Annotated in this window: 14 protein-coding genes and 1 tRNA gene; 12 read left to right on the top strand and 3 right to left on the bottom strand. The window is 67.4% G+C overall.

The genetic code is table 11. From position 1 onward, the window contains the following. Nucleotides 1-282: 282 nt before the first annotated feature. The 3 genes from ACRX5W_RS14955 to ACRX5W_RS14945 all read left to right on the top strand — a co-directional run bounded on the left by ACRX5W_RS14955 (nucleotide 283) and on the right by ACRX5W_RS14945 (nucleotide 2251). Entirely contained in the window at nucleotides 283-873 is a 591-nt protein-coding gene (locus tag ACRX5W_RS14955) for an NUDIX hydrolase (protein WP_436788592.1), read from the top strand. A gap of 71 nt (nucleotides 874-944) precedes the next feature. Then, a complete protein-coding gene (locus ACRX5W_RS14950) occupies nucleotides 945-1853 on the top strand; it encodes a phosphotransferase enzyme family protein (RefSeq protein WP_436788591.1) in 909 nt (302 codons plus the stop codon). 29 nt (nucleotides 1854-1882) lie between these two features. Beyond that, nucleotides 1883-2251 carry a hypothetical protein gene (locus ACRX5W_RS14945; protein ID WP_436788590.1) on the top strand — a complete coding sequence of 123 codons (369 nt, stop codon included), beginning with the start codon at nucleotides 1883-1885 and terminating at the stop codon, nucleotides 2249-2251. 6 nt (nucleotides 2252-2257) lie between these two features. On the opposite strand, the gene ACRX5W_RS14940 is transcribed toward ACRX5W_RS14945, so the two are convergent. Further along, a complete protein-coding gene (locus ACRX5W_RS14940) occupies nucleotides 2258-3631 on the bottom strand; it encodes a hypothetical protein (RefSeq protein ID WP_436788589.1) in 1374 nt (457 codons plus the stop codon). Nucleotides 3632-3848: 217 nt separating this feature from the next. Here ACRX5W_RS14940 and ACRX5W_RS14935 point away from each other — a divergent pair, with 217 nt between their 5' ends. The 3 genes from ACRX5W_RS14935 to ACRX5W_RS14925 are packed head-to-tail and all read left to right on the top strand — an operon-like array spanning nucleotide 3849 to nucleotide 4968. Further along, the gene (locus ACRX5W_RS14935) at nucleotides 3849-4388 is read left to right on the top strand and encodes a hypothetical protein (RefSeq protein WP_436788588.1); all 540 of its coding nucleotides are present in this window, start codon (nucleotides 3849-3851) and stop codon (nucleotides 4386-4388) included. Beyond that, on the top strand, nucleotides 4378-4662 hold the full coding sequence (locus ACRX5W_RS14930) for a hypothetical protein (RefSeq protein ID WP_436788587.1): 285 nt from the start codon (nucleotides 4378-4380) through the stop codon (nucleotides 4660-4662). Before ACRX5W_RS14935 ends, ACRX5W_RS14930 begins: the two co-directional genes overlap by 11 nt. Nucleotides 4663-4677: 15 nt before the next feature. Next, nucleotides 4678-4968 carry a hypothetical protein gene (locus tag ACRX5W_RS14925; protein ID WP_436788586.1) on the top strand — a complete coding sequence of 97 codons (291 nt, stop codon included), beginning with the start codon at nucleotides 4678-4680 and terminating at the stop codon, nucleotides 4966-4968. Nucleotides 4969-5076: 108 nt separating this feature from the next. Here ACRX5W_RS14925 and ACRX5W_RS14920 read toward each other — a convergent pair whose 3' ends face one another. Then, nucleotides 5077-5853, bottom strand: a complete 777-nt coding sequence (locus ACRX5W_RS14920) for a GntR family transcriptional regulator (RefSeq protein WP_436788585.1) — start codon at nucleotides 5851-5853, stop codon at nucleotides 5077-5079. Nucleotides 5854-5962: 109 nt separating this feature from the next. Between ACRX5W_RS14920 and ACRX5W_RS14915 the strand changes: the two genes are divergently transcribed. The 6 genes from ACRX5W_RS14915 (at nucleotide 5963) to ACRX5W_RS14890 (ending at nucleotide 11383) form a co-directional block, all read left to right on the top strand. Then, nucleotides 5963-6385 carry a plasmid replication, integration and excision activator gene (locus ACRX5W_RS14915; protein ID WP_436788584.1) on the top strand — a complete coding sequence of 141 codons (423 nt, stop codon included), beginning with the start codon at nucleotides 5963-5965 and terminating at the stop codon, nucleotides 6383-6385. Between the two features lie 112 nt (nucleotides 6386-6497). Next, a complete protein-coding gene (locus ACRX5W_RS14910) occupies nucleotides 6498-7829 on the top strand; it encodes an FtsK/SpoIIIE domain-containing protein (protein ID WP_436788583.1) in 1332 nt (443 codons plus the stop codon). After that, complete coding sequence (locus tag ACRX5W_RS14905) at nucleotides 7826-8164, top strand: hypothetical protein (protein WP_436788582.1); 339 nt, start codon at nucleotides 7826-7828, stop codon at nucleotides 8162-8164. The genes ACRX5W_RS14910 and ACRX5W_RS14905 overlap by 4 nt, the downstream gene beginning before the upstream one ends. Nucleotides 8165-8196: 32 nt before the next feature. Next, on the top strand, nucleotides 8197-9768 hold the full coding sequence (locus ACRX5W_RS14900; RefSeq protein WP_436788581.1) for a replication initiator: 1572 nt from the start codon (nucleotides 8197-8199) through the stop codon (nucleotides 9766-9768). Then, complete coding sequence (locus ACRX5W_RS14895) at nucleotides 9765-9974, top strand: helix-turn-helix transcriptional regulator (protein ID WP_436788580.1); 210 nt, start codon at nucleotides 9765-9767, stop codon at nucleotides 9972-9974. Before ACRX5W_RS14900 ends, ACRX5W_RS14895 begins: the two co-directional genes overlap by 4 nt. After that, complete coding sequence (locus ACRX5W_RS14890; protein ID WP_436788579.1) at nucleotides 9971-11383, top strand: tyrosine-type recombinase/integrase; 1413 nt, start codon at nucleotides 9971-9973, stop codon at nucleotides 11381-11383. Before ACRX5W_RS14895 ends, ACRX5W_RS14890 begins: the two co-directional genes overlap by 4 nt. Before the next feature lie 262 nt (nucleotides 11384-11645). On the opposite strand, the gene ACRX5W_RS14885 is transcribed toward ACRX5W_RS14890, so the two are convergent. Continuing rightward, nucleotides 11646-11717 (bottom strand) — tRNA-Arg (locus ACRX5W_RS14885). Nucleotides 11718-11803 lie beyond the last annotated feature (86 nt).

Here is an 11803-nt window from a genome sequence, read left to right as displayed (position 1 = left end):
CCCCGGCCGGCCGGGCGGTGGCGCGCCGCTTGCGGCGCGCCCTTGATCTACAAGAGATTAATTCGGCAACTGATGTGCTCGTGACGTCACCACACGCGGGCAAGTGGGAACCAGGCCGGGACCGGTGGCACCCAAGTCCGGAAGGTAAGGCGAGCGGGCACACGCCGTCACGAACCGCGTAGGGGGATCGGGGGAAGGACGGAACTTCCCCCGGATCGGCCGGCAGGCCGATCGGCGCGGTACGCGGACACGGGACCGCAACGGGCGCTTACCGTGGGCGCTATGGAAGCCGAAGATCGCGATGTCTCCTCGGCCTGGGTTGTTCATGGCGAGCGGACCATCTATGAGAGCGAGTGGCTGCGGGTCCTCTTGGCGGATGTCGAACTCCCGGATGGGGACCGCTTCGAACATCATGTGATCAAGCTGCGGGCGGCGGCCATGACGGTTCTGATCGATGATCAGGATCGGGTGTTGATGCTGTGGCGGCACCGGTTCGTGTCGGATCGGTGGGGTTGGGAGCTTCCCGGCGGCCTGGTCGACGAAGGAGAAGATCCGGAGGAGACGGCGCTTCGCGAACTCCTCGAAGAGACGGGCTACCGTCCTCGGACCTTCCGGCATGTGACGCGGTTTCAGCCCATGGTCGGGATGGTCGACTCGTGGCATGACGTGTTCGTGGGTGAGGGAGCCGAGAAGCTCGCGGAGCCGACCGAGGTCACCGAGATGGCTCGTATGGAGTGGGTGCCGCTCGTGGACGTTCCGGGGTTGATTGCCAAGGGGCTTATCTGGAACTCCGGGACGCTGGTCGGTGTGCTCCAGGTACTCGCAGAGCGGGCGGTCGGCGGCGGCAGCCGTGGGCTGAGTCCGGGGACATAGGCCGGGCGGTAGTTCGTGCTCGGCGTCCTTGGGACTGTGTGAGTGCTGCGGGGCCCGGTAACGTCGCGGGCATGGCACTGAGCGGGGAGTCGGCGGCGTTCACGGCCGAGCATGCGGGCGACGTGTTGGCGGCTGCGTGTGCGGATGTGGGGTTAAGCGCGTCCGGGGCGTCGTTGCTGCGACTCGGGGAGAACGCGGTCTTTCGGCTCGCGGATCCGGTCGTGGTGCGGATCGGTCGGTCCGCGGAACGGCTTGACGAGCATGCGCGCACGGTCGCCGTGGCTCGGTGGCTGGCCGAGGTCGAGTATCCCGCGGTGCGGTTGGTGCCCGGTGTTCGGCAACCGGCGGTGATTGACGGGCGGGTGGTGACGTTCTGGCGGCTGGTGGCCGAGGATGAACGGTACGCGGACGTCGTGCAGTTCGCGGAGTTGATGCGGCGGTTGCACTGGCTTGAAGAGCCGGCGTCGCTGGGGCTGCCGTACGTGGATCCGCTGGGGCCGACCATGCGTCGCCTCGGGGAGCTGGCCCACCTAGCGGACGATGACCGGGACTTCCTGCGGCAACGCGCCGAGTTGTTGATCAAGCGGTATGACGCACTTGAGTTCGTGTTGCCGTTCGGGATGATCCACGGGGATGCGAACGTCGGGAACGCCCTCCTCGACGCGGCGGGCCGCGCAATGCTGATTGATCTGGACGGGTTCGCCTTGGGCCCGCGTGAGTGGGACTTGACCCTGACCGCTATGTACTTCGAACGGTTCGGGTGGCACACGCGCACGGAGTATGAGGCGTTCGTCCGGGCCTACGGCTTCGACGTGATGAACTGGTACGGGTACCCGACCCTCGCGGACATTCGCGAACTGTCCATGGTCGTGTGGCTCGCACAGAACGCGAGCCATGATGAGCGCGTGGCGGCCGAGGTACGGCGTCGGGTGTCGGACTTGCGGACGGGCGGGGACCGCAACGGGTGGCAACCCTTCTAGCAATCCGACTTGGTTCACGGGAAAATCGCATGGTGATCTTGCTCTGCAAGAAATGCGGACATCCAATTACCGGCAACCTGAGCGAAGGCGAGCCGCTGCGTGGGCCTGAACGCCCGGACGGTCGTGACGTCGCCTTGCCGCGGATGGCGCAGGGAACGTACAAGTTCAGCGTCGATGGCGCGTTGCTGATCCTGCATCCGGATGATGTCCCCGGGACAGCCTCACACCCTGACAGCCGGCGCATGAACGGATGCTGTGGACCGCACGGCCAGCATGGCCCAAACCTCGTGTGCTCAGGGTGTGGTGCTGAGATCGCGACCAAAGAGGCCGATTGCTGGACAGACAATCTCGTAGCAATGATGGCGGCGGCCGTAGTCCAACAGCAACCAGGACCGTAGTTCCGGTTAAGTAGTCATTTGCCATAGTCGGTGCGTACGGGCCTGCGCCAGAAATTCGGCAACGCTGGGGGTGTCGGCGTACGGGTTGAGTCGGGTGCGGAACTCGCTGAGGTAGGCGACGGATCGGGCGGACTTGAGCTGTCGGCCGAGGTCGAGGGCCTGCAAGGCGGCTCGGCAAGCCTGTTCGGGTTCACCGCGGCCCAAGAGTGAGTCGGCGAGCACCATGGTGACGAAGAAGTCGGAGCGGACGTATTTCCCGTCGGTGCCGCCGAGACACTGTTCCGCGTACGTCGTCGCCTGGCCGGACTGTTTCAGGTCGCGGAAACAGTGGCCGAACTCGGCGGACAGCTCGGCTTCATCGAAGTAGCTGATGAACTCCGGGTCCTCGCCTGGGTTCTGCCGTTCGAAGATGGACGTTGCCTGCGCGAGTGCGGCGGAACAGCCGGCCTCGTCGCCGAGTCGGGCGAGTGCGCGGGCCTCCATCGCGTGGAACTGGGCCGTCATGGTCGGCGTGCCGTGGCGCTGAGTGCCGAGGATTGCCGCGCGGGCGAGGTTGGCGGCCTCGACGTAGCGGCCGAGGTATGTGGCCTGGTGGCTCATCGCGGAAAGGACGCTCCCGGCCAACCGCCGGTCATCGGCGGTCTGTGCGAGACGTAAAGCCTGCACGAAGTAGCGCTGTGCCAAACCGTGGTGGCCTGAGTCGTAGCTCATCCACGCGGCCAGCAACGTGCCTTCGGCAACGGTCGAGAACAACGCTCGTCCGACCTGCTCTGTTGCGCGGGCCTGCAACAGGGTGCTGACGTCGGAGTCCAGGTACTGGATGAGCGCGCGGCGTCCGTGGCCTCCGCCAAAGCGGTTGTCCAGGTCCACGAACATATCGACGGTGGCGCGTACGGTCTCGACGTCCGCCATGCCGACTTCCGCCCGGTCGCGGGGTTTGGGGAGCGGCGTTCCGTCCGCAGCGACAAGCCACGCGAGCGGGGCGGAGTGCCACGCGCCGAGGTCGGGTGACGACGTCAACAGCCCGTCTGCGTCGGTGAGATCGGCGCGCCACAACGCGGTGACTGCTTGAAGGCTCTCGTCTGAGGACGTGGGGTAGTCGACGGACGGGGCTGCTTGCTCGGGCGGTTCGTCTGCAAGGCCGAGCGCGTGGGCGGGCATGTCGTACGCCTTGACCAGATACGGCACGTACTCGGTCGGGTAAGCGTGGCCGTTTTCCCAACGCGCGATGGACCGCTTGAGCGTCGCATCCGACGGAAGGGTTCGATGCTCCTCGGCGGCGGCCTGGCGCATCGCGTAGATGAGCCGCGTTTTCGACCATTCGCGGCGCTCGCGTTCTGCGCGCAGGAGTTCCGGCCGGTACGTCGGTGTGTTGGACACCGTTGATCGCCTCCCCCGAAGCGGCCTGTGTGGATTTCGGCCACGGGCCTGCGGACATCTTCGCTGTGCGCACGCAAACCAGTCAAAGGGGTTGGGGGGTGACACGGGCGTGTCATCCCCTGTCACCCCTTGCCATCTGTGGTGACCGGTGCTCGGGCGCAGATCGTGGAAGTGCCCGGACGGACCGACCGCCGGGCGCTTGCTCGGGAGACATGAGATGACGCAGCGTCAGACGGCAAGGCTGGCACAGGCCATACAGGGGGCGCCGCGGTGGCTCGCCAAGGCGGCCGACGACCCGGCGGAGTACCGCACACTCTGGCTCGCCGAGCCGGCCGCGCCGCAACTCCTCGCGACGGGGAGGACGTTCGATGCGGTGGTGGTCACCGATGAACTGGGCGTCCGGACGCTTGAGGCGTATCACCGGATCGCGGCTCCGGCCCTGCCCGCGGTGATCGATCACCGGTCGCGCAAGGTCGCGTTCCTGATCGCGTCGTGTGGCCGGGAGTTCTTCGCGTCGACGGTCGCGGCCCTGCACGGGGAGGTCTCGTACCGGTATCTCTCGCTCGGTGACTACCTGCTCGTTCCCGGCCCGTTGGCCGAGGTCGGCGCGCCTCACCAGTGGCTTTGCCCGCCGCGTCCGGGACCTGACTTGAGCGCGGGAGCGGTCGTGATGCTGGCCGGCAACCTCGTGGCGTCGGCACGTCGGGCGGCCAAGACGGCGACGGAGATTCAGGGGGTGGTCGACTGTGACCGGTGACGAGAGCATGCCGGATGCGGCGTCGTGGTCGCCGATCGATACCGGGGCCTGGTACGAAGCGCGCGACGCAACGGCGTTGCTGCGTGACGTCCTGGTGGCGGCCGACCTGGCCGAGCATCTGCCGTACCTGAGGGCGGACGTCAACGCGTTCGGACACGGCTTCGTCGAACTCGGGCGCACGACTCCGGCGGCGGCAAGGCGGATCGCCACCTTGCTCGCCCTGGCGCTCGCGGACAGCAACGCATCGCCGATGACCGACCGCGAACAGAGCTGAAGGAAGGCTGAGTTCATGCGCACCGCTGCCGACAACGAACGCACCTGCGCGCCACGGGCGGAACTGCTCCAGGACGGCATCCCGTACGTGCGCGGATGGAACGACGCGGCCACCGCCACACGCGAACTTGCGGACGTACTCCAGGCGGCTGGGCTCGCGTTCGGCTTCGGCGCGCTGAAAGCGGACGTCAACATCCATGGCGACGGACTGGTGAACCTCGGTGCCGTACCGGCTGAGGTGATCGAGCGCCTGGCGGTGCTCCTCACGCGTGGCCTCTGTGTCGAGATGGCGCGGAACGCGGCGTAGGCGCACAGACTCCGGTTCGTCACGCGTTCCCCCGATCGTGCCTGGCTGAGCCGGAAAAAGCGGACCCCCTCCATACCGCCATATGGAGGGGGTCCGTCATTTGGCGTGTCACGCGTAGAGAAAGGTCATCTCCAGATCGTCGCCCGGAAGCTTGAACTCCTCTAGCACCAAGGGGCGTTCGCGCTGGTTGTAGGTGACTCGGAAAAGCTGGAATAGCGGCACGCCCTCGGCGAGTCGAAGCGTCGTTGCCTCGTCCGGCATCGGCATTCGGGTTCGTACGTGCTCCACCCAATGCAGCTCATGTCCTGCCGCTTCCAACGCGGTGAACAACGCGGGCGCCGGCGGCGGCGCGGTCTCCTCGTACCGGGTGCCGACCAGCACCGAGAACGGGATGTAGGTGCGGTGCGTCTGCCGTAGGCGGCCGTGCTCGGCCGTGTGGACCTCGTCGTACGTGAACATCGGCTCGCCCGGTGGGATGCGCAACATGTCGGCCAACGCCATGGGCGCATCCGTGCGTGTCGCGGTGGGCTCGCCGTGGGATGTCCAGCGGATCGCGTCCGCCTCGACGTAGCGGCCGTCCTGCTCGCGTCGGAGTCCGCGGGGGCGCGTGATGTTGGGTCGGGCGTGCGGGGAGCGGACGAAGGTGCCGCGTCCCATCGATGCCTCGACAAGTCCGGCGGCGCGTAGCTCGCTGATGCCTTGGCGGACGGTCGGGCGCGTTACGCCGAACTCCTTCGCCAAGACTTCCTCACCGGGCAAGGCCTGGCCGGCCACATAGGTGCCGTCCAAGATCCGTTCGCGCAGGAACTCGGCGATCACGCGGTATTTGGGCTTCTTGGCCGCGTCCGCCATGACGGTCTCCTCGGTCTCATCGCGCGTCTCCAACGCTGCAAAGCATCTCGCACGCCAAACAGGTTGACAACCTGTACTACAGGCTTCATCCTGAATTGCACCTGTACTACAGGTGGGCATCTAGCAAGCGCTCGATGCCTTGGTGAACTGGACGGAGACCAGTCAGATGGCGATCAAGGGTGCGATTCCGGTGGCGTTCGGGGACGTGTTCCCGGCGGGTGCGTTCGCGACGAAGGTCGAGATGGTCGCGGACTTCGATGCGTCGAAGGGCGGTTCGCGGGTTCAGGCGCGGGACAAGGCGACGGGCCTTCCGATGTGGGCGATCTCCGTGACCGACCCGGACCCGGACGCGCGCGACACCTCGGCCAAGGTCAAGATCCCGGCGTCGGTCGAGCCGACCTTGCCCGACGAGCTGCCCGGACTGCCGTTCCGGCCGGTGGAGTTCGAGGGCCTGACGGTGACCCCGTACGTCAACGGCTCGGGGCGTCTCGCGTACTCGTTCAAGGCGACGGGCCTGCGTGCCCCGTCGGCGGTGGCCGGCAAGGCGGCGGCCAAAGCGGGCTGAGTTCCCGCACTTCTCAGCGCGGACCCCGGTGCCCAGTGACTTGGCGGTTCCTGGCACCGGAGTCCGCTCCCGATCTCAGACCTGACGATCCTCTGAAGGGGCGTTGTTCATCATGTCAACCTCTCGGGGCTTGGACTGGCACAGGCTCGCGTACATCGCGGGCGCGCTGGTCTTGCTCTACACCGTGGCCGAACTGCGGTTCGGCCCGGCGGGTTCCTTCCTGGTCGCGGCCGGTGCCATCGTCGGCGTGGTCGCGCTCGTGTGGTGGTGGTTCTTCTCGTTCGCGGGCCACGTGCGGCGCGGCTGGCCGCTGCTCGCCAAAGGGATCGGGCTGTGGCAACAGGACCCGATCAAGCGGATCAACGAAGAGTTCTCGTACGCGTGGCCGAGCATCACGCGGGTCAAGCGCGTTCCCGGTGGCTTCACGGTCCGCGTGAAACTGCTGCCCGGTCAGACCCCGAGCGACGTCGGGGACCACGTCGAGGGGATCGCGCACGCATGGCGTGTCTTCCGCGTCGACGCGTCCTCGTCCACGCGCGGTGTTGTCGAGCTGCGGGCGTGGGTCGCTGACCCACTCGATAAGCCGTTCGGTCCGACCGCGCTCGCGATGCCGGGCCTGCGGGACGTCGATACGGCCCTGGCCGCGCCGGTGCCTGACCCGTGGGCACCGACGTACGACTCCGTGGAACTCGGGCGCTGTGACGACGGGTCGCCGTGGGTGCTGCGGCTCCATGGCACTCACGTCCTGGTGGCGGGCGTCACCGGGGCCGGCAAGGGGTCGATCCTGTGGGGCGTCACCCGCGGACTCCTGCCGGCTGCTCGCGCTGGGCTGGTGGAGCTGTGGGCGTGCGACCCGAAGCGGATGGAACTCTCGTACGGGCGTGCGCTGTTCCAGCGGTACTCCAGCGACCCGGCCGAAATGGTCGAGATGCTGGAAGACGCCGTGGCCGAGATGTCGGCGCGGGCGGACCGGTTCGCGGGGAAGGTCCGAAAGCACGAACCGACCCCGGACTGCCCGTTCATCGTCGTGATGGTTGATGAGCTGGCGTTCCTGACGGCGTATCAGCCGGACAAGAAGCTTCGGGTCCGGGCAGATGCCGCCTTGGCGACGCTGACGAGTCAGGGCCGCTCGGTCGGGTTCTGTGTCCTGGGCGCGCTTCAGGACCCGCGCAAGGAAGTTATGAACATCCGGAACCTTTTCCCCGACCGCATCGCCCTGCGACTCGATGAGCCCAATCAGGTCGACATGGTCTTGGGCAACGGCGCTCGGGACCGGGGCGCGACGGCTGACCTGATCTCCCCGGTTCCCGAACTCGGTGCGGGTGTCGGCTTCGTCAAGCGAGAGACCCAGCCCGAACCGGTCCGGGTGCGGGCGGCGTACGTGTCCGACTCGGACATTGACGCCCTGGTACGTGACTTCCCGGCGGGCGGTGGTGCGGCATGAGCGAGGAACTGCTGCCCGTCGACGTGGCGGGTGGGCTGAACGTGATGCGGTGCTTCGCGGACTTCGTCGCCTCCCGCCCGGGGCTTCCAGCGCTGGTGTCGGTGCGGGTGACCTGGTCGCACACCGACCGCTGTTGGGAGGTTCAGGTCCAACTGGTGTCGGGTTCGGCGGTAGCCGAGGTCGAGCGGTGGGGCATCGCGCTGGACGATGCGGTGGTCATGTCCGAGGAACACGAGAGCGCGTACCTGGGCCCGCACATGCACCACGAGGTGACCGGGACCGTGCACGGGCACCTGGTGTCCGTCTGGGCCGCGGAGCGGCGGGGCAACGGATGACCGCCCGGATGACGCGGGTGGAGCGGGCCCGCATGCCCTTTGCGAAAGAGGTCGTGCGGGCCGCTGCCCTCGAACACGGAGTATGTATCCGGCCGGTCGCGCTGCGGCGCACCGACATCACGACCGGGGCCGTGCAGATCATCGACGTCCCGTGCGGGGCGACGCTCGCGAGCGCGTGCCCCTCGTGCGCGGAACGCAAGCGTCAGCTCCGCATGGCCCAGTGCCGCGAGGGATGGCACCTCACCGAAGAGCCGGACCTGACGGCGGACGAAGCGACATCCTACCAACGCTGGTTGGCCGAGGTCCGCGCGGATCTGACGGCGGCACACGACGCGGCCGGCGGGGAGGAACGCGAACAGCTCGGTGACGATCTGGCGGCGCTGGACGAAGAACTCGCCGGTACGGGCGTCCGGGGCAACATCGACCCGGACAAGGCGTCTCGTCGAGTGCGGTCGACTCGGCGGCGGCAAGACGTGGTTGACCTTCCTCGGCGTCCCGTCGACGCGCGGACGGTCGGGAAGGCGTATACGACACCGGACGGGAAGACGTTCCGGCCGTCGCTGTTCGTCACACTCACCCTGCCCTCGTACGGGCGGGTGCGCTCGGACGGGACACCGGTTGATCCGAGCAAGTACGACTACCGGCGGGCGGCGCGTGACGCGCTGCACTTCTCTAAGCTGGTGGACCGGTTCGTTCAGAACCTGCGGCGGTTCGTCGGCTTCGATGTCCAGTACTTCGCGGCCGTCGAACCCCAACGGCGGTTGGCGCCGCACATCCACCTCGCGATTCGCGGGACCGTGTCGCGCGCGGAGCTGCGGCAAGTCGCGGCGGCGACGTACCACCAAGTGTGGTGGCCCAATTGCGACGAACCGGTCTACGGCGACGACGCGGCTCCGGCCTGGGACGACGACCAACAGGCGTACGTTGATGCGGACGGCGTTCCGCTGCCCACCTGGGACGACGCGCTTGACGACCTGGACGCGGACGACGACGCGGAACCGGTGCACGTCGCGCGGTTCGGGGTTCAGGTCGACGCGAAAGGCGTCCTCGTCGGCTCGGCGGACGCGCGGCGCTGCATCGGCTACCTGGCCAAGTACCTGAACAAGTCCGCCCACGAATGCCATGAGCCGGCGAGCGATGCCGAACGCGCGCACGTGGACCGGCTCATGGACGAACTGCGGTACGAGCCCTGCTCGCCGAGCTGCGCGAACTGGCTCCGCTACGGCGTACAGCCGAAGAACGCCCGGGACGGCATGCGGCCGGGCGACTGCAAGGCCAAGGCACACCGCCGCACGCACCTGGGCTACGGCGGCCGTCGCGTCCTGGTCTCCCGCAAGTGGTCGGGCAAGTCGCTGGCTGACCACAAGCACGAACGACGCGCGTGGGTCCTCGAACTCCTCGGTGAGATGGCCGACCAGGGCGACGACCCCAACCGCTACGTCTGGGAGCACGCGGCACCCGGCGACCCGGACGTCCCCTCCATCTCGCACCGCCTCTTAAGAGCGGTCTCGGAGCGCGTGCGCTGGCGGGCGGCACTCGATGCGGCGAGAGCGGCGGCAGACGGACAGCTCGAAAATTCGGCAACTCGGGGGAGGGCGGCATGAGCGCTCGTAAGACGGCGGCACGCGTCGAGCTGATGACGGTTCCGGAAGTCCTGGCGGAGCTGGGCGACATCTCCAGGCGGACCTTCTACCGGTGGCGGGAACTGGGCCTCGCCCCGCAGTGCCTCAAGCTCCCGAACGGCGAACTCCGCGTTCGTCGCGACGACTTCATGGCCTGGCTTGATGACCGGATGGAGGACGCGGCATGAGCGGCGGCAAGTCGTACCGGGTCCGCATCTGGGCGGTGGTGCAGAACAAGACGGCCAAGAAGCCGACGTACCAACTGCGTTGGAAGGTCGACGGAAAGCCGTTCTCGCTGACCTTCACGACCAAGGGTCTGGCTGATCGTTTTCGGGGCCGGCTGATGCGGGCGACGGAAGACGGCGAACCGTTCGATCTGATGACCGGTCTGCCTGACTCGATGGCTGAGGCCAAGGCGGCCGACTCGTTCCTGTCGTTCGCCCTCGCCTACATGGACATGAAATGGCCGCACGCGGCGGCGAAATCGCGGGCGAGTATGACGGAGACGCTGATGACGGCTCTTCCCGCGTTCGTCCGGGACGTCGGCGGGCAACCGGACACGGTGCTTCTGCGGAGTGCCCTGCGGCGCTACCTGCTGCCCCCGCCGCGCCGTGGCGCGGACCGCCCCGCGGACGTGGCCAAGGCGATTGCCTGGCTGGAAAAGGCGTCCATGCCGGTCGCCGACCTGAAAGAAGCCAAGCACATCCACGACGTCTTGGACGCGCTCGGCCGGAAGCTGGACGGCACTGCGGCGGGGGCCGAGACGACCAGGCGCAAGCGGTCGGTGCTCTACAACGTTCTTGACTACGCCGTAGAGCTCGAACACCTCGCCACGAATCCCATCGACAAGGTGAAGCGCAAGCGCATCAAAGTCTCCGAGGTTGTCGACCGTCGCGCGGTGGCCAATCCGAAGCAGGCTCGCGAACTGCTGACCGCGGTGTCGTACGTCGGCGGCTACAAGCGGGCCAGCGGTCGCAAGCTGGTGGCGTTCTTCGCGGTCATGTACTACGCGGGCACCCGTCCCGCTGAAGCGGTCGGCCTGCGGCGTCAGGACTGCGAACTGCCCGAGAACGGTTGGGGCATGATCACGCTGCACCGAACGCGCCCGACCGTTGGCAAGCTGTGGACGGACACGGGAACGAGTCACGACGACCGCGGCTTGAAGCAACGGAGCGAGAGGGAAACGCGCCCGGTGCCCATCCCTCCGGTCTTGGTGCGGATCCTTCAGGACCACATCGACACCTTTGGGACACACAAAGACGGGCGACTGTTCCCGAGCGAGCGGGGCGGGGTCCTGGCCTCGTCGTCGTACTACCGGATCTGGCAAGCCGCGCGTGCGCTGGCGCTCACGCCGGAACAGGTCGCTTCCCCGCTGGCTGCCCGCCCGTACGACCTGCGGCACGCGTGCGCGTCCCTGTGGCTGAACTCCGGCGTACCGGCTCCGGAAGTCGCGGAACGCCTGGGGCACTCGGTTGATGTGCTGCTGAAGATCTACGCGAAGTGCATCGACGGGCAGCGCGAGACGGTGAACAAGCGCATCGCGGAAGCGCTTGGCGCAGATGCCGGCGACGTCGGGGAGTCGAAGGACTCCGAGTGATCAAGAACCGCACCACACAAGGGCCCTGGACTTCTCCGGGGCCCTTCGTGCTGCTCCCGCCGTTTCGCGCCTGTTTCGCGAAAACGCTGCGTGACCTGCGGAAACGCCTTCAAGATCATTGCGCGTATATATCGCGATCACTGTCCTGCCCCTGCACGCGATGACACAGAGTGACACATGAGGGGCCGACCACCATGGCCCGAGAAACAAGAAACCGCCAGCTCAACCGGCGTTTCGGCTGCTGGCGGCTGTTCACTGAGAGTGCCCCCGGCAGGATTCGAACCTGCGCACACGGCTCCGGAGGCCGTTGCTCTATCCCCTGAGCTACGGGGGCTCGGGGCATGCGAAACATTACCAGTCTGGGGGCGGTGCTCGCGCCGGGGTTTTGGTGGGGGTGAATGGTGGGGTGGGAAGTCGGGT

Origin of the sequence: Yinghuangia sp. YIM S10712, from assembly GCF_051388935.1 — a bacterium.
Classification (GTDB): domain Bacteria; phylum Actinomycetota; class Actinomycetes; order Streptomycetales; family Streptomycetaceae; genus Yinghuangia.
Note: the sequence above shows the minus strand (reverse complement) of the source record. Positions and strands in the feature narration are given on the sequence as shown.

Coding starts and splice junctions, on each gene's coding strand:
- ACRX5W_RS14900 (WP_436788581.1), top strand. CDS start 8,197: ATGCCCTTTGCGAAAGAGGTCGTGCGGGCCGCTGCCCTCGAACACGGA.
- ACRX5W_RS14935 (WP_436788588.1), top strand. CDS start 3,849: ATGACGCAGCGTCAGACGGCAAGGCTGGCACAGGCCATACAGGGGGCG.
- ACRX5W_RS14895 (WP_436788580.1), top strand. CDS start 9,765: ATGAGCGCTCGTAAGACGGCGGCACGCGTCGAGCTGATGACGGTTCCG.
- ACRX5W_RS14955 (WP_436788592.1), top strand. CDS start 283: ATGGAAGCCGAAGATCGCGATGTCTCCTCGGCCTGGGTTGTTCATGGC.
- ACRX5W_RS14945 (WP_436788590.1), top strand. CDS start 1,883: ATGGTGATCTTGCTCTGCAAGAAATGCGGACATCCAATTACCGGCAAC.
- ACRX5W_RS14910 (WP_436788583.1), top strand. CDS start 6,498: ATGTCAACCTCTCGGGGCTTGGACTGGCACAGGCTCGCGTACATCGCG.
- ACRX5W_RS14905 (WP_436788582.1), top strand. CDS start 7,826: ATGAGCGAGGAACTGCTGCCCGTCGACGTGGCGGGTGGGCTGAACGTG.
- ACRX5W_RS14890 (WP_436788579.1), top strand. CDS start 9,971: ATGAGCGGCGGCAAGTCGTACCGGGTCCGCATCTGGGCGGTGGTGCAG.
- ACRX5W_RS14950 (WP_436788591.1), top strand. CDS start 945: ATGGCACTGAGCGGGGAGTCGGCGGCGTTCACGGCCGAGCATGCGGGC.
- ACRX5W_RS14925 (WP_436788586.1), top strand. CDS start 4,678: ATGCGCACCGCTGCCGACAACGAACGCACCTGCGCGCCACGGGCGGAA.